This is a genomic window from Aeromonas sp. QDB20 (genome assembly GCF_027707805.1).
Lineage (GTDB): Bacteria > Pseudomonadota > Gammaproteobacteria > Enterobacterales > Aeromonadaceae > Aeromonas > Aeromonas dhakensis.
Window position 1 is genome coordinate 34825 of the sequence record NZ_JAPCJC010000014.1, and the last position, 15873, is coordinate 50697.

At 63.1% G+C, this 15873-nt stretch carries 12 protein-coding genes; 9 read left to right on the top strand and 3 right to left on the bottom strand.

Annotated features, from left to right (window positions below; all coding sequences use genetic code 11):
• The first annotated feature begins 61 nt into the window (after window positions 1–61).
• The 4 genes from PG897_RS15845 (at window position 62) to PG897_RS15860 (ending at window position 5472) form a co-directional block, all read left to right on the top strand.
• Window positions 62–568 (top strand): hypothetical protein, encoded by a 507-nt coding sequence (locus PG897_RS15845; RefSeq protein WP_226013925.1) that lies wholly within the window; start codon window positions 62–64, stop codon window positions 566–568.
• A 147-nt stretch (window positions 569–715) separates the two neighbouring features.
• Window positions 716–2518: a protein translocase subunit SecD gene (gene secD, locus PG897_RS15850; protein WP_201881244.1), complete on the top strand. Its 1803-nt coding sequence runs from the start codon at window positions 716–718 to the stop codon at window positions 2516–2518.
• A gap of 112 nt (window positions 2519–2630) precedes the next feature.
• A complete protein-coding gene (gene secF / locus PG897_RS15855) occupies window positions 2631–3545 on the top strand; it encodes a protein translocase subunit SecF (RefSeq protein ID WP_005302136.1) in 915 nt (304 codons plus the stop codon).
• 307 nt (window positions 3546–3852) lie between these two features.
• Window positions 3853–5472 carry a methyl-accepting chemotaxis protein gene (locus tag PG897_RS15860; RefSeq protein ID WP_201881245.1) on the top strand — a complete coding sequence of 540 codons (1620 nt, stop codon included), beginning with the start codon at window positions 3853–3855 and terminating at the stop codon, window positions 5470–5472.
• Between the two features lie 49 nt (window positions 5473–5521).
• On the opposite strand, the gene PG897_RS15865 is transcribed toward PG897_RS15860, so the two are convergent.
• Complete coding sequence (locus PG897_RS15865; protein ID WP_201881253.1) at window positions 5522–6124, bottom strand: DUF924 family protein; 603 nt, start codon at window positions 6122–6124, stop codon at window positions 5522–5524.
• A 204-nt stretch (window positions 6125–6328) separates the two neighbouring features.
• Between PG897_RS15865 and PG897_RS15870 the strand changes: the two genes are divergently transcribed.
• The 3 genes from PG897_RS15870 to PG897_RS15880 all read left to right on the top strand — a co-directional run bounded on the left by PG897_RS15870 (window position 6329) and on the right by PG897_RS15880 (window position 11107).
• Window positions 6329–7246: a DUF808 domain-containing protein gene (locus tag PG897_RS15870; RefSeq protein WP_201881254.1), complete on the top strand. Its 918-nt coding sequence runs from the start codon at window positions 6329–6331 to the stop codon at window positions 7244–7246.
• Window positions 7247–7427: 181 nt separating this feature from the next.
• Window positions 7428–9206: a M3 family oligoendopeptidase gene (locus PG897_RS15875; protein ID WP_201883673.1), complete on the top strand. Its 1779-nt coding sequence runs from the start codon at window positions 7428–7430 to the stop codon at window positions 9204–9206.
• A gap of 92 nt (window positions 9207–9298) precedes the next feature.
• Window positions 9299–11107: a M3 family oligoendopeptidase gene (locus tag PG897_RS15880; RefSeq protein ID WP_201881256.1), complete on the top strand. Its 1809-nt coding sequence runs from the start codon at window positions 9299–9301 to the stop codon at window positions 11105–11107.
• 51 nt (window positions 11108–11158) lie between these two features.
• On the opposite strand, the gene PG897_RS15885 is transcribed toward PG897_RS15880, so the two are convergent.
• Complete coding sequence (locus PG897_RS15885; RefSeq protein ID WP_201881257.1) at window positions 11159–12574, bottom strand: nucleobase:cation symporter-2 family protein; 1416 nt, start codon at window positions 12572–12574, stop codon at window positions 11159–11161.
• 468 nt (window positions 12575–13042) lie between these two features.
• Between PG897_RS15885 and ycfP the strand changes: the two genes are divergently transcribed.
• Together ycfP and PG897_RS15895 are read left to right on the top strand one after the other, a co-directional pair.
• The gene (gene ycfP, locus PG897_RS15890; protein ID WP_005302119.1) at window positions 13043–13582 is read left to right on the top strand and encodes an alpha/beta hydrolase YcfP; all 540 of its coding nucleotides are present in this window, start codon (window positions 13043–13045) and stop codon (window positions 13580–13582) included.
• A gap of 78 nt (window positions 13583–13660) precedes the next feature.
• A complete protein-coding gene (locus tag PG897_RS15895; protein WP_010633673.1) occupies window positions 13661–14953 on the top strand; it encodes an NAD(P)/FAD-dependent oxidoreductase in 1293 nt (430 codons plus the stop codon).
• 91 nt (window positions 14954–15044) lie between these two features.
• Here PG897_RS15895 and PG897_RS15900 read toward each other — a convergent pair whose 3' ends face one another.
• Window positions 15045–15845, bottom strand: a complete 801-nt coding sequence (locus tag PG897_RS15900) for a hypothetical protein (RefSeq protein ID WP_201881259.1) — start codon at window positions 15843–15845, stop codon at window positions 15045–15047.
• Between the last annotated feature and the right edge of the window lie 28 nt (window positions 15846–15873).

Here is a 15873-nt window from a genome sequence, read left to right on the forward strand (position 1 = left end):
CGGCCAGCCGGTGGGGAAGGGGGTTGGCGACCCCCTTCATCCTTGTTCCAGCGGGCCCCCTGTGGTAGTTTTCTCTTTCTATTATGCGGGAATTAACTTTTTGAACCTGACCGACAAAGTGAAACTGGCGCTGATGACCCTGCTCATCACCCTCGCTCTGTTGTTCTCCACCCTCTCGGTGGAGGGGTTTTCCCTGCCCGTATCCCAGCATCACGCCCAGCATGGTCAGTTGATGGATGACGCCGCGGCGCCGTCCGATGGCGACCAGGTGATCCACAGTGCCAGCGACAGCGACGACGGCATCGTCAAGTTCGTCAGCTCCCACCAGAATCACCTGCTGCGGCTCGAACACTCCCTGCGCAGCGATCATCAGCCCGGCAGCGTGGTGTACGAGCTTGTCACCAGCTGGTCCCAACAGGCGATCCAGCTGCTGCTGTGCGGCCTGCTGTTCTATGCCGCCCTCTTCTATCGCAAACACAGTTTCCGCGATCGGTTTGCCACCATCCATCGGCACCGGTTGCAACGCCAGCACCTGCAATACCGTTTCTGTCAGAGTTACCTCGCCTGATCCCGATGGGGTCCGGTCCTTTCGTACCACCTCATCGCCGCCTGATGCCTGATCACCGCGCGTGAACGGGCCACTGTCTCATTCCTGTTTTTTTGCGTGCCGCCAGCGTGGCGAGTGCGCCGCCTTCTCCTGACAGAGGCTGATTTCATGAGAAAAAAGAGTCGTATCACCTTGAACCGCATGAACATGTGGCAGTACGCCCTGCTGCTGCTCATGCTGTTCACCTTTGCGTTTTACTCCCTGCCCACCTTCTTCGGTGAGCAGCCCTCCCTCGGTCTGCACGGCCAGACCAGCCTGACCGAGGCGCAGCTTACCCTGCTGGCCGACAACCGCATCGAGCCGCAGAAGCAGGTGCAGCAGGGCGAGCGGGTCGAGCTGGTGTTTGCCAGCCAGGCCGAGCAGCAGCGCGCCAAGCAGCTGCTGGAGCAGCAGGGCTATGACAGCTCGGCGCTGACCCTGGAGTTCTACTCCAACGCCCCCGGCTGGATAACTCAGCTCGGCGCCGCCCCCATCAAGCTCGGGCTGGACTTGCGCGGCGGCTCCCAGCTGCTGATCGGGGTCGATCTGAGCTTCGTTATCGACAACCAGACCAAGAACCTGGTGGACATGCTGCGCACCCAGTTTCGCGAGGCGCGCCTGCGCGGCGCCAACGTGGCCAGGGTGAGCGAAGGGGAGGTGAGGGTGACCCTGCCTGAGGTGGCCGATCAGGCGCCCTGGCTCACCATCATCAAGGATTCCGCCGGCACCCGCCAGGATCAGTGGACCCTCAAGCGCAGCGGCAACGAGCTGCGGCTGGTGATGAGCGAGGCCGAGCGCACCCTGCTGGCCAACAACGCGGTGACCCAGAACCTGTCGATCCTGAAAAAGCGGATCAACGAGCTCGGCATCGTCGAGGCCTCGGTACAGCGCCAGGGCCAGGACGGCATCCGCATCGAGCTGCCGGGGGTGCACAATCCCAAGCAGGCGAAAGAGGTGATCGGGGCCACCGCCTCGCTGGCCTTCTACGAAGCCCAGGCCGACAGCCGCTTCTTCATGGCGGATCGCAGCGGCCAGGCGATTGGCTTGGCTCGCAAGCCGGTGCTGACCGGTGAGCACATCGTCGATGCCCGCGCCAACATGGGCGAGATGGGGCAACCCCAGGTCAACATCGTGCTCGACAGCCTGGGCGGCAGCAAGATGAACCAGTTCAGCCGCCAGCACGTGGGCAAGCCGATGGCCACCGTCTTCACCGAGTACAAGACCAATGCCCAGGGCAAGTTGCGGGCCCAGAGCGAGGTGATCAACGTCGCCACCATCCAGACCGCCCTTGGCAACCAGTTCCGCATCACCGGGATTGGCAGCGTACCGGAAGCCCAGGAGCTGGCCATGCTGCTGCGGGCCGGCGCCCTCACTGCGCCCCTCAAGATCCTGGAAGAGCGCAGCATAGGCCCGACCCTGGGTCTGCAGAACATAGAGGCGGGCTTCACCGCGCTGGCGTTTGGCATGGCGGGCATGATGCTGTTCATGATGGCCTGGTATCGCAAGTTCGGATGGGTCGCCATCACGGCGCTCATTGCCAACCTCTTGATGCAGGTAGGCATGCTGGCGGTGCTGCCGGGGGCCGTGCTGACCCTGCCGGGGATCGCCGGCCTGGTGCTCACCGTCGGCATGGCGGTGGATACCCATGTGCTCATTTTTGAGCGGATCAAGGACCGGTTGCGGGAAGGGGGCTCGCTGGCCAACGCCATCGACTTTGGTTATCGCTCCGCGTTTCGCACCATCTTCGATGCCAACATCACCACGCTCATCTGCGCCGTGGTGCTCTATGCCATCGGCTCCGGGCCGCTGCAGGGCTTCTCCATCACCCTGATCCTGGGCCTCATCTCCAGCATGGTGACCGGCATCTGGGGCACGCGCGCCATCATCAACCCCCTGTGGGGCAAGAGCAGCGCCAAGCTGCTGAGGGTGTGACCATGACGGATCACTACCTGTGTCATCGCGCCGCGCGTTCGAGCCTGCTCCGCGCCCGCGCCACGCGCTTCCCTGCGGGAAGCCCGAGCCATCTGCTGTCGAGGGAAGAAGAATGCTGAGAATGATCATTGCCATGGGGCTGACCCGCTGGCGTTACATCGGCCTGTGGGCCTCCGTGCTGCTGACCGTGGCGAGCATCGCGGTGCTTGCCATCAACGGCCTCTCCCTCGGTCTCGACTTCACCGGCGGCATCCTGCTGGAGTTTCGCATCCAGACCCTGAAGGAGGCCCATGAGCTCAACGCCCTGTTGACGGCCCCCCTGGCGGGCGTAGTCGAGCTGCATGGCGCCGGCGTGCCCGGCGAGTGGCTGATAAAGCTGCCGCCCCACGAGCTGCCCTGGCCGGCCGAGGAGCTGGCGGTGATGCTGGGCCAGCAGCTCAACCTGCCGGTGGAGCTGCTGCGCACCACCATCGTCGGTCCCCAGGTGGGCGCCGAGCTGTTCCAGCAGGGGATGCTGGCGGTGCTGGTGGCCTCGCTTGCCATCTCCGCCTACCTGGCGGTGCGCTTCGAGTGGCGGCAGGCTATCGGCATCCTGGTGTCGGTGCTGCACGACGGCCTGGTGGCGCTGGGGCTGCTGGCGCTGTTCAACATCGAGTTCGATCTCAACGTCATCGCCGGCCTGATGGCGGTGATCGGCTACTCCCTCAACGACAGCATCGTCATCTCCGACCGCTTGCGGGACCTGCTCAGCTCGCGCACCCAGATGGGGATCCACGACTGCTCTGACGTGGCCATCAAGGCTACCTTCAGCCGTACCATGATCACCTCGGGCACCACCCTGTTCACGGTGGGGGCCCTGCTGCTGTTCGGCGGTGACGCCCTCTACGGTTTCTCCTTCACCCTGTTCGCCGGCATCCTGGTGGGCACCATCTCCTCCATTACGGTGGCCTCCACCGTGCAGGAGCTGCTGGGGCTCACGCCGCAGGCTTACCAGAAAAAAGAAGAGGAGCTGGCGGAGGCGGCGTGACCTTCATCGACGGCCGTCACACTGTGGGCCTACCGGGTCATCCCGAGCGAAGATAAATAGCGAGAAGGAAGACGACATGTCTTCCTTCTTTTTTATTGGCTGGCCGGCACAGTCGTAGCCGGGTCTTTTTCGCATTCACATTCAGCCAGCGAGGTTATTTTCGGGCCTGGTTCTGACCATCGGCAGCGGGTGAAGCGCGAGGGCTGGCAGCAGTGACAGATGTGCAAGGAAGCGCACATTTTACGGGCCATCCGGAGGTTGCCCATCGTCTACACTGCAATGGAGTTTATTAACGGAGTATGCCTTTATGAACATTGCTCGCCGGCTTCAACTCATTGCCCTGCTGGTTATGCTGGCCCTGACCTTTCTCAGCTGGTTCAGCATCAACCGACTCTCTGCTGCCGACACTGATCTCGGTTATGTCACCGACAATACGGTGCCCAGCATCTCCCTCATCAAACAGGTACAAGCCGATTTTTACGCATTGCACGCCTTGATCCAGACCCATGTGCTCAATACCGACAACAGCAAGATGAATCAGATTGAGACGGGCATTGCAGATCTGCGTACTGAAATCCGCTCTCTGTTACAAAAATACCAAGCAGAGATGCTCTCCAATGAAGAGGATCGGCAACTGACGACGGATGATCAGCGCATCATTGAGCAATATTATCAGGAGATAGAAAAGGTCCTGATATTGTCTCGCGATAATAAAAACACCGAGGCCAGAGACTTTATCGCCAGCAATGTCATGCCACTGTTCGAGCAGTTTTCCAAGGCCATAGATAAACATGTGAAATTCAACATTGATTTGGGGGCGGCAGTCAAACTGCAGGGTGAAAAGAACTACGACAATAGCCTCCAGACCATGCTGTTTATTTCTTGCGGTACCGGAATATTGACCCTGGTGCTGTTTATCTGGCTGTTCAGACAGGTCGCCAATCCGCTGCGGCTGGCGATGGCGACGCTCTCCGATATTCAGCACAATTTGAACTTTACCTTGCGGGCCAAGGTGACCCAGCAAGATGAGATTGGTCTGACCCTCTCGGCCGTCAACCGTCTGCTGGACACCTTGCAGCAAACCTTTACCGAGTTTTCAGTGGGCAGCCTGCAGATAAAAAGCACGGCCGAGTCGCTCTCCCAGGCGGCTCATCACCTTGCCTCGTCGGCGAGCCAGGCCAACGATGCCACCAGTCTCATTGCTGCCGGGGTGGAGGAGATGACGGTGAGCATCACGGATATTTCCCAGCGAACCCAGGAGGCCAGCCGCATCACCAATGAATCCGGCAAGCTCGCCAGCGATGGGGGGACCACGATAGACAGAACGGTGAAAGCCATCAACGAGATCGCAGAGGCCATTCGTCAGGCTTCCAGCGAAGTGTCGGCATTGGGTGATGGCATTTCCCGGATCGGTGGCGTGGTGAACGTGATCAGCGATGTGGCGGGGCAGACCAACTTGCTGGCGTTGAATGCGGCCATTGAAGCCGCGCGAGCGGGTGAACAGGGTCGCGGTTTTGCCGTGGTGGCTGACGAGGTGCGCAAACTGGCGGAGCGGACGGCCCAATCGACCAGGGAGATTTCGGAGACGGTGGAGGCGATTCAACAGGGTTCCCAGCTCACGGTGACCAAGATGGTTCAGGTGGAAGAGAAAGTGGCGCAGGGGGTGGCCATGGCCACTGAAAGCGGGGAGATCATTACCAAGATCCGTCATGCTTCCCATCGCGTCATGGATCAGGTCGGTGAGATCACCATCGCGATTCGCGAACAGAGCTCGGCGGCGGAGTCCATTGCCCATCAGGTGGAGCAGATCGCCCAGGTGGTCCAGCAGACCAGCAGCACGGCGGAAGAGACATCGGCTGCGGCGGAAGAGTTGAATGTGACCACCGAGAATATTCACCAGCAGATCTCTCGTTATCGCATCCAGTGATCACGATGGGTGCCAGCTCCCCGCCACTTGGCGGGGATTTTTTTATGGGTCAGAAACCTGAACCCGGTTGCAGCAGGAAGGCGGCCTCTTCTTCTGTGCTCGCGCGGCCCAGGATGGCGTTGCGGTGAGGGAAGCGGCCAAAACGTTCGATGATCACCTGATGGCGGCGGGCAAAGTCGGCAAAGCCGGCGAAGGTCTCCCGCGCCGGGCCGGCTGCCTGCTCGGCTGCCAGTCCCTCGAACAGGGTCACGCTTCTGGCCTGCTGCTCGCGGGATTCGGCGTGCTCCAGCGGCAGGTAGAAAAAGACCCGTTCCAGCGGTGGCAGCGCCAGATCCGCTCCCAGCGAGAGCCCCTTGAGGCAGAGATCCCGCGCCTTGGCATCCTGGGCAAAGGCGGCGGGAGTGCCGCGGTGGATGTTGCGCGGCAGCTGGTCGAGCAGCAGGATCAGGGCCAGCCGGCCCTCGGCAGATTCGGCCCAATGAGCGAGCTCGCCAGCGGCTGCTGCTGCGGCCTGGTCACCGAAGCGGCTGGCGAGCAGGGCGTCGGTGGCGCTGTTTTTGCCCCACCAGAGGGGGGCTTGGCGTTTGGCGCGGGTGACGTCGTCACTCTCTTCGCCAAACCAGAATGTGAGCAGCGGTTGCCAGGGTTGCATGGAATACTCCTTGGGCCTGCGGGCACCGGATGAATCAAGGCCAAATGACCCTGATGTGGTTGCTGCCGAACGGGCGGCTTCTGGTTACACTGTGCCATCTTTTCCCGCAATAGGGATCCCCCTTCGGCCGGCATCGCTCTCGACATCGGCAGTTGCTGCCGGTGAACCGTGGGACCCTGACTACCCTGATGAGGATTTTCTGATATGGCCGGAACCAGTTTGTTGGCTCTGCTCGACGATATTGCCAGCGTACTTGACGACGTGGCGCTGATGACCAAGGTGGCGGCGAAGAAGACCGCCGGGGTGCTGGGGGACGATCTGGCTCTCAACGCCGAGCAGGTCTCCGGGGTGCGTGCCGAGCGGGAGCTGCCGGTGGTGTGGGCGGTGGCCAAGGGGTCGTTTCGCAACAAGCTTATTCTGGTGCCTGCCGCCATCGCCATCAGTGCTTTGGTGCCCTGGCTCATCACCCCGCTCCTGATGCTGGGGGGGGCCTACCTCTGTTTCGAGGGGGCCGAGAAGCTGGCCCACAAGTTTCTGCCCCATGAGGCGAGCGAGGGGGAGGCGCATACCGCATCCATTCCCGATGATTTGGTCGCCTTCGAGCAGCAGAAGATAAAGGGGGCCATTCGCACCGATTTCATCCTCTCGGCCGAGATCATCGTCATCGCCCTCGGCACCGTGCAGGGAGCCAGCCTGGCACTGCAACTGTCGGTGGTGGCGGGCATTGCCGTATTGATGACGGCGGGGGTCTACGGCCTGGTGGGGCTCATCGTCAAGCTCGACGACATCGGCCTGCACCTGCTGCAAAAGCCCGATGGTAGCGCCCTGCGCCGGGCGGTGGGGCAGGGGCTGCTGGTGACGGCGCCGCGGCTGATGCACCTGCTGGCGCTGGTCGGCACCATCGCCATGTTCATGGTGGGGGGCGGCATCCTGGTGCACGGCTGGCCTTTCGTGCACCACCTGATTGAGGGAGCTGCCGCGGCCGTGGCCACCCTGCCTGCGGTCGGCGCCGCCCTCGCACTGGTGACGCCGACCCTGCTCAACGCCGTGGCCGGCGTGGTGGCCGGGCTGGTGCTGGTGCTGGCCATGACCCTGGTGAGCAAGCTCAAGCCCGCCAAATAGTGCGAGTGGCCTGACTGTCGGTAGGCATTTCCGCGATAGCGGGTCATCCCGTCAGATACTGTCTCGTCTGTTGCCTCGGATGGGGGCTAGGCAAGGGCCGGCCTCCTTTCGTACTATCCGGTTGACACCCGCTCACAGAGGCGGGGTCAACCCACATGGATGCAAACAGACAAGGAACGTCATGAAACCACCCGTTTGGCAGGATGATCACATCTATGCCACCCCCGACTGCCCGGCGATCGACGCCGACTTCCAGCGTGCCCGCGAGGCCATGAAGCGCCTGCAGCCCCTGCTGGATGAACTGCCCAAGACCAACGACACCAATGCCTTGCGCCATCTGCTGCGGGCCATCCGGGCCTGCTGGCGCGAGGTACGCCTGCTGGAGTGGAACTGGCAGACCTACGGCTACAACCGGCTCAGCCGGGACGGGCGCGACGAGGCGGCCCGGCTGCTGCTCTCCCGCGGCCAGCAGTTGCAGGCAAGCCTGGCCCAGCTCTGCAAACCGGTGGCCCTGTTCTGGGTGCGTGCCCCCGAGGAGCAGGTACGCGCCCTGCTGCAGGATCCCGAGCTGTTCGAGCTCGCCTACGCCATTCGCCACGACCGGCGCCAGCGGGGTCAGTGGTTGTCGCTCGAGAGCGAGCAGCTGATCGCGGGGCTGAGCGTGGATGGCCTGCAGGGGTGGGGGGATCTCTACGGTGGCCTGGTCGGAAGGCTCAGGCCGGTGGTGGAGGGGCAGCCCATGGGGCTGGCCCAGGCGGACAACCTGCTGGCCCACCCGCAGCGGTCTCGGCGCGCCGCGGCCTGGCACGCCATCCAGGCGGCCTGGGAGGCGGAGCAGGAGACGGTGGCCGCCATCCTCAACGCCATCAACGGCTGGCGCAACGAGCTGGCTCGCCAGCGCGGCAAGGAATGCAAGTGGGATGCGCTCGATCTCTCCTGCCATCAGGGGCACCTGGAGCGGACCACCCTGGAGACCCTGATGACGGCGGCCTGCGAGCACAAGGAGCTGGGGCGGCGCGCCCTGCGCGCCATGGCCTGCGCCCAGCAGATCAACGACTTCGCCCCCTGGGATCTCTATGCCCCGGCGCCTGCCGGGGCGAGCAGCCTCATCAGCTTCGAGCAGGCGCTGACCCTGGTGGCCGATGCCTTCGCCGAGTTTGATCCCGAGATGGGAGCGTTTGCCCGCATGATGGCGGCCAATGGCTGGATTGACGCTGCCCCGAGCGAACAGAGGCGCAGCGGCGCCTACAGCACCGAGTATGCCGAGCCGCCCGAGCCAAGGGTGTTTCTCACCTTCGAGGGGACCCTGGACAACGTCATCACGCTCGCTCATGAGTTGGGGCACGCCTGGCACAGCTGGCTGATGCGGGAGTTGCCGCTGGAGCAGCGTGACTACCCCAAGACGCTGGCAGAGACAGCTTCCCTGTTTGCCGAGGCGCTGGTGCGCGATGCCCTGCTGGCGGCCACCGACAACATGGAGCAGCGCCGGGCCATCGCCTGGCTGGATGGGGAGCGGGCCGCCAGCCTGCTGCTCGACGTGCCGGCCCGTTTTACCTTCGAGCGGGCCCTGGTGGTGGCGCGGGAGGAGGGATACGTGGGGGCCGGGCTGCTGCGGCAGATGATGAAATCGGCGCAGCAGCAGTGGTATGGTGACACCCTGAGTCAATATGACGAGCTGTTCTGGGCCAGCAAGGGCCACTTCTCCATCGCCGAGCTCGGGTTCTACAACTACCCCTATCTGTTTGGCTACCTGTTCAGCCTGGGGCTCTATGCCCAGCAGGCGCGGGCGGGGCGCGAGTTCGTCCACGCCTATCGGGAGCTGCTGCGCGACACCGGCCGCATGAGCGCAGAAGAGCTGGTGGAGAAGCACCTGGGGGTCGACATTCGTGAGCCTGCCTTCTGGCAGGAGAGCCTCGATTATGTGGAAGAGGCGGTCGCCCGCCTCGAGCGGCTGGTGTAGGTAGCCCGGCCGTTTTTATCCTGGTGGCGGGCCTGTGGCTCGCCACGCGCATTCAACGGGCCCCGGCCCCGCAACCTGATGACGAGCGTTTGATGCAGCAACGAATCTACCCACAACAGTGGCAAAACCAGCATATCTATCCCGCCCTCGACTGCCCGCAGGTGGCAGCCGATCTCGCCCTGGCGCGCGCCAGTCTGGACGAGCTCGGCCAGTTTATCGAGGGGCTTGGCGCCGCCCGGGCCAATGCGCAGGCGCTGCAGGATTTCCTGCGCGAGGTGCGGCTGCGGACTCGGGACATTCACAACATTGGCTGGAACCTGGCCGTGCTGGCGGCCTGCCGTGGCAGTCAGGATGCCCGCGACGAGCTGGCCAAGCAGCTGGCCTCCCGTGCCCGCGCCCTCAATGCCGATCTGTTCAAGACCCTGGCGCCGGTCGAGGATCTGATGCTGGCCCTGCCGGAACCCGAATTCGAGCAGCTGATGGCCGACTCCCTGCTGGGGGAAGAGGCGTACCGGCTGCGCCACGAGCGCCTTTTGCAGGATCAGCGCCTGCCGGTGGAGGCTGAGCAGTTGGTGATCGGCCTTGGTACCGACGGCCTGCACGCCTGGGGCAACCTCTACAACGATCTGGTGGGCAAGATCCGGCTGCTGATCGATGGCCGCGAGATGGGGCTGGCCGAGGCGAGCAACCTGCTCTCCAGTCCGCTGCGGGCCCTGCGCCGGGAAGCGTTCGATGCCATCAGCGCCGGCTGGGAGGGGGAGCAGGAGACGGTGGCCGCCATCCTCAACGCCCTCAACGGCTGGCGGCTTGAGCTTTCGCGCCAGCGCGGCCGCAGCCGCCAGCTCGATGCGCTCGATCTCTCCTGTCACCAGAGCCACATCGAGCGGGCGACCCTGGATACCCTGATGCAGGAGACCTGGCGTGCACGCGGGCTGGGTCAGCGGGCGCTGGGGCTGATGGCCGAGCGCCTCGGCATCGAGGAGCTGGGGCCGGAGGATTTGTTTGCCCCGCCTCCGGCCGCGGTGAGCCGCGAGATCCCGTTCGAGGAGGCCATCGAGATCATCGCCGAGGCGTTCTCTTGTTTTGATCCCGAGATGGGGGAATTTGCCCGCATGATGGCCGAAAAGGGGTGGATCGATGCTGCGCCCACCCCCAACCGGCGCACAGGGGCCTACTGCACCAAGTTTGCCGAGCCGGTGGAGCCGCGGGTCTTCATCACCTATGCCGGCACCATGGACAACGTCATCACGCTCGCCCACGAGCTGGGTCACGCCTGGCACAACTGGCTGATTCGCGATCTGCCCATGAGCCAGCGTCGTTACCCTATGACGCTGGCGGAGACCGCCTCCATCTTCGCCGAAACCCTGGTGCGCAGCGCCCTGTTCGAGCAGGCGCAAAGCTCGGAAGAGCAGCAGGCCATCGCCTGGGCCGAAGCCGATGGCGCCGCCACCTTCCTGGTCAATATCCCGGCCCGCTTCGATTTCGAGCGCGCCCTGGTGGCGGAACGGGCGTCGGGCTATGTCTCGCCGGCCCGGCTCAAGGCGCTGACCGACGAGGCCTGGGGTCGCTGGTACGAGCAGAGTCTGTGCCGTTATCACCCCCTGTTCTGGGCGGCCAAGGCGCACTTCTCCATCGCCGGGTTTGGCTTTTACAACTACCCCTATCTGTTCGGTTATCTGTTCAGCCTCGGCGTCTATCAGCAGCTGATGAATCGCCAGAAAGCCGGAGAACAGAATGTGGCCCAGGCCTATCGCGACCTGCTGCGCGATACCGGCCGGATGAGCGCAGAAGATCTGGTGGCCAAGCACCTGGGACAGGACATTCGCCAGAGCGCCTTCTGGCAGGGGAGCCTGGCGCTGGTGGAAGCGGCGGTGGAGCGCTTCGCCCAAACCCGCGGCTAGCGCAGGCTTGCTGAATGAAACCGCCGGGCAGCCACGCTGCCCGGCGGTTTTTTATGGGGCGGGTTTGCCTGGCTGCGGCTGAGCGGGCGGGCGCACCGGCCCTACCAGCAGGGGCCTCGGCTGGTGGCGCAGGTCCGGCTGGTAGCCGTTGAAAAAGAGGTTGAGCAGCACCGAGCTGAGGGTGGCCAAGAGGATGCCGCTGTGAAACAACGGCTGCAGGGCGGCGGGGAAGTGCTGGAAGAAGTGGCCGGAGACGGTGGGGATCATGCCGACGCCTAAGCTGATGGCGACGATGTAGAGGTTGTGGCGATTGCTGTTGTAGTCGGCCCTGGCCAGGATGCGGATGCCGGTGGCCAGCACCATGCCGAACATGACTATGCCGGCGCCCCCCAGCACGAAGGGAGGGATGGAGGCGATCAGCACCGACATCTTGGGCACCAGCCCGAAGGCGAGCAGGATCCCTCCCGACATGACGCAGACCCAGCGGCTCGACACCCCGGTCACGCTCACCAGCCCGATGTTCTGGGAGAAGGAGGTGTGGGGGAAGCTGTTGAAGATGCCGCCTATGATGGTGCCGATGCCATCCACCCGCAGGCCACGCACTATGTCGCCCCGGCTGGCCGGGTGGCCGACGATGTCGCCGAGTGCCAGAAACATCCCCATCGACTCGATGAAGGTGATCAGCATGATGACGGTGAGGGTGGCGATGGAGATGGGATCGAAGGTGGGCCAGCCGAAGGCGAACGGCACTATGGGGGCGAACCAGGCCGCTTCACTCAGGCCGTCCAGGCTCACTTCCCCCATGGCGATGGCCACCCCGAAGCCGAACAGGATGCCGAGCAATACCGAGATGTTGCTGAAAAAGCCCTTGGTGAAGCGGGTCACCAGCAGGATGAAGGCCAGCACCAGAAAGCTGGTGCCGATGTAGCGCAGGCTGCCGTACTCGGGGTTGCCCTTGCCCCCCGCCATCCAGTCGATGCCCACCTGCATGATGCTGATGCCGATGGAGGTGATCACCACCCCGGTCACCACGGTGGGAAAGAGTGGCATCAAGCGGCCGATGAGCGGCACCAGCAGGGTGGAGAGGATGCCGGCGGCGATGGTGGCGCCAAAGATGCCGGTGAGCCCCAGCGCCGGGTTGGCGCCGATGGCCAGCATGGGCATGACGGCGGCGAAGGTGACCGACATGATGACCGGCAGGCGGATGCCAGCGAAGCGGCCGATGCCGAGGCACTGCAGCAGGGTGACGATGCCGCAGCAGAAGAGATCCGAACTGATGAGATAGGAGATTTGATCCTTGGGCAGTCCCAGGCTGCCGCCGATGACCAGCGGCACCGCCACGGCGCCAGCATACATCACCAGCACATGCTGCAGGCCGAGGGTAAAGAGCTGGCCGGGGGGGAGCAGGCGCTCCACTTCGTCGATGGCGCGGCCCTTGGCCGCCCCGGGGGGCTGGGTCTGGTGCATGAACAGATCACTCCTTGCGGCCCGGCGGCAAGGGCCGGGCAAGATGGGGCAGGCTGGCTGTCCCGTTCATGGATGTGGTCCGGGTCGCCCAGGATCCGGCCACGCAGACGAAGGTCGCCTTCGCGCTGCATCACAGGGGGAGTGCAGGAACCGTGCTCGGTCGGCATGCATGGGGCCTGTTGGCCCTGTTCATGCGCATTTTTGCAGGCGGGATCACGCTTGACAGCATCGATGGCTGCCAATCGTTTTCCTACCGGCAGGGGAGGGCTGTCAGATTGGTAGCCCGGTTATCATTTCGGTCGGTCTGGCTCTCAGATTGATAGCCGATGGCGAGCCGGCCCCGCCGCTCTGGTTTCATCAGCAACAGAGGGCGTGATCCAAAGCAAGAAAGTTGGATGTTTTGGTGGCGCAGGGCCCTGCCGCTGGGGTAGTTTCGATAAAACCGACACAGATCCTGAGGTCTTATCCATGATCATCTATCTGCATGGCTTCGATGCCACCAGCCCCGGCAATCACGAGAAAGTGCTGCAGTTGCAGTTTATCGATGATGATGTACGTTTCGTGCACTACAGCACGGTTCACCCCCGTCATGACATGAGCCATCTGCTCAAGGAAGTGAAGAAGCAGCTCGACATGAGTACCGATCCCAAGCCTCTCATCTGCGGGGTGGGACTGGGTGGCTACTGGAGCGAGCGCATCGGCTTTCTGTGCGGCATCAAGCAGGTGATCTTCAACCCCAACCTGCACCCCGAGATCAACATGCAGGGCAAGATCGACCGGCCGGAAGAGTACGAAGATATCGGCACCAAATGTGTGTCTGAGTTTCGTAGTAAAAATTCAGGAAATTGCCTCTGCATCCTTTCCGTTCAGGATGAAGTGCGCGATAATGGCGAAACTGAGCGTGAATTGAAGAATTATTACAACATCGTGTGGGATGAACGAGAGACGCACAAGTTCAAGAACATCTCTCATCACCTGCAGCAGATGAAGGCTTTCAAAGAAGCCTGATTGATCGTCACGTCATGGATTCAACTATCAAGGGAGCCGATGGCTCCCTTCGCTTTAATGGAACCGAGGTAATTAACCATGACCAATATTGTTGTCGTCGGCGGTGGTGCCGGCGGTCTGGAGCTGGCTACCAGCCTGGGCCGCAAGCTGGGCAAGAAGAACAAGGCCAAGATCACCCTGGTTGATCGCAACCGCACCCACCTGTGGAAACCCCTGTTGCACGAAGTGGCCACCGGCTCCATGGACGCGGGCATCGACGCCCTGAGCTACCAGTCCCACGCCAAGAACCACGGTTTCGACTTCCAGCTCGGGACCCTCACCGACATCAAGCGCGACGAGAAACGCATCGTGCTGGCGAAGATCGTCGACGAGAACGGCGACATCGTGGTCAACGAGCGTGAGCTGCCTTACGACTACCTGGTGATGGCCATCGGTTCCGTCTCCAACGACTTCAACACCAAGGGCATCAAGGATCACTGCATCTTCCTGGACAGCCCCTCCCAGGCGCACCGCTTCCACAACAGCATGATGAACCGCTTCCTGCAGTTCGCCACCGAATACCAGCCGGGCGACAAGGTGAAGATTGCCATCGTCGGCGGCGGCGCCACCGGCGTCGAGCTCTCTGCCGAGCTCTACAACGCGGTGGAGCAGCTCTACGCCTACGGCTTCAAGAACCTGACCACCGACAGCCTCAAGGTGACCCTGGTGGAAGCGGGCCCCCGCATCCTGCCGGCTCTGCCGGAGCGCATCAGCGGCGCCGCCCATCAGGAGCTGGTCAAGCTCGGCGTGGACGTGCGCACCGCCACCATGATCACCGAAGCGACCGCAGATGGGCTGCACACCAAGGATGGCGAGCTGATTGAAGCGGATCTGATGGTGTGGGCGGCCGGTATCAAGGCGCCGGACTTCATGAAGGATATTGCCGGTCTTGAGACCAACCGCATCAACCAGCTGGTGGTGAAAGAGACCCTGCAGACCACCCGCGACGAGAACATCTTCGTCATCGGTGACTGCGCCGCCTGCCCGCAGCCGGATGGCAAGTTCGTGCCGCCGCGCGCCCAGTCCGCCCACCAGATGGCGACCCAGGCGTTCAAGAACATCCTGGCCAAGATGAATGGTGGCGAGCTCAAGCCCTACCTCTACCACGATCACGGTTCGCTGGTGTCCCTGAGTCGCTTCTCCACCGTGGGCAGCCTGATGGGCAACCTGATGCGCGGTTCCATGATGGTAGAGGGTTACATCGCCCGTCTGGTCTACATCTCGCTCTACCGGATGCACCAGATCGCCCTGCACGGCTACATCAAGACCGGCCTTATCATGCTGGTGGGCCGCATCAACCGGGTGCTGCGCCCGACCCTGAAGCTGCACTAAGCAGCCTGGGGCAAACGTGGCGGGGCGACAATGGTCCCGCGCACCATGAAAAAGGAGAGGCCTTGGCCTCTCCTTTTTTGTTGCGGTCGTATCAGGAGGCGTCCACCTGCAGGGTGCGCACCTCGGTGAGGGCGGCGGTGAAGAAGAGCCGCGCCAGTTCCGGATCCCCTTGCCCGGCATCGCGGGCGACGTTGGCAATGTCGCCGCCGAGCAGGGTGATGGTGTTGCCCACCTTGCTCACCCGATCGATGAGGGAGCCAAATTGCTGGGAAAACGCCGTCGTCTGGCCGAGGAAGCCCTGCTGGCGCTGGATCTGCCCCTCGATCTGGTTCACCTGTCCTTCCAGGCTGCTCACCTTGTTCTGGGTCTGCGTCAGGGTGACGGCCAGAGCGATGAGGCCAGGCAGCCCCAGCAGTCCCAGCCCCAGCAGGTAGAGCTTCTTCTTGTTGAGGGAGTCCAGCTCCTGCCGGGCGCCGGCCAGGTTGGACTGCAGCCCGGCGATGGTGGCCTGCAGCTCCACGCCGATCCGCTGCAACGTTATGTTGTCCTGCGTGATGCGATCGTTGGCCGCCTGGCTGGCAGTCAGGGTCTGGGCGGTCAGGGTCTGGATGGGGGCGATCTCTTGCTGGACCTGATCGACAAACGCCTTGAGGGCGTCTGGGTTTAAGGGGCCGCTATTGGCCAGCTGCTGTGTCAGTTGCGTCTCCAGACGACCAGCAAATGCCAGCACCTGCTGCTGCATGGTTTGCACCTGGGGCAGCAGGGCCGCGACCACCTCACCGACGTTCTGCTGGATGTTGACGGCGTTTTGCGGCAGACCGGTGAAGGACTGAATGGTCGCTTCGGCCTGCTGCATGTTGGCAATGGATTGGGAAAGAATGCCGTTGCTCATGGGGTCTCCTTATAAAAGAGGGCGGCCA

Bases quoted from the DNA above. Each gene is read 5' to 3' on its own strand.
- secD (WP_201881244.1), top strand. From the start codon at position 716: ATGAGAAAAAAGAGTCGTATCACCTTGAACCGCATGAACATGTGGCAG.
- secF (WP_005302136.1), top strand. From the start codon at position 2,631: ATGCTGAGAATGATCATTGCCATGGGGCTGACCCGCTGGCGTTACATC.
- PG897_RS15860 (WP_201881245.1), top strand. From the start codon at position 3,853: ATGAACATTGCTCGCCGGCTTCAACTCATTGCCCTGCTGGTTATGCTG.
- PG897_RS15865 (WP_201881253.1), bottom strand. From the start codon at position 6,124: ATGCAACCCTGGCAACCGCTGCTCACATTCTGGTTTGGCGAAGAGAGT.
- PG897_RS15870 (WP_201881254.1), top strand. From the start codon at position 6,329: ATGGCCGGAACCAGTTTGTTGGCTCTGCTCGACGATATTGCCAGCGTA.
- PG897_RS15875 (WP_201883673.1), top strand. From the start codon at position 7,428: ATGAAACCACCCGTTTGGCAGGATGATCACATCTATGCCACCCCCGAC.
- PG897_RS15880 (WP_201881256.1), top strand. From the start codon at position 9,299: ATGCAGCAACGAATCTACCCACAACAGTGGCAAAACCAGCATATCTAT.
- PG897_RS15885 (WP_201881257.1), bottom strand. From the start codon at position 12,574: ATGCACCAGACCCAGCCCCCCGGGGCGGCCAAGGGCCGCGCCATCGAC.
- ycfP (WP_005302119.1), top strand. From the start codon at position 13,043: ATGATCATCTATCTGCATGGCTTCGATGCCACCAGCCCCGGCAATCAC.
- PG897_RS15895 (WP_010633673.1), top strand. From the start codon at position 13,661: ATGACCAATATTGTTGTCGTCGGCGGTGGTGCCGGCGGTCTGGAGCTG.
- PG897_RS15900 (WP_201881259.1), bottom strand. From the start codon at position 15,845: ATGAGCAACGGCATTCTTTCCCAATCCATTGCCAACATGCAGCAGGCC.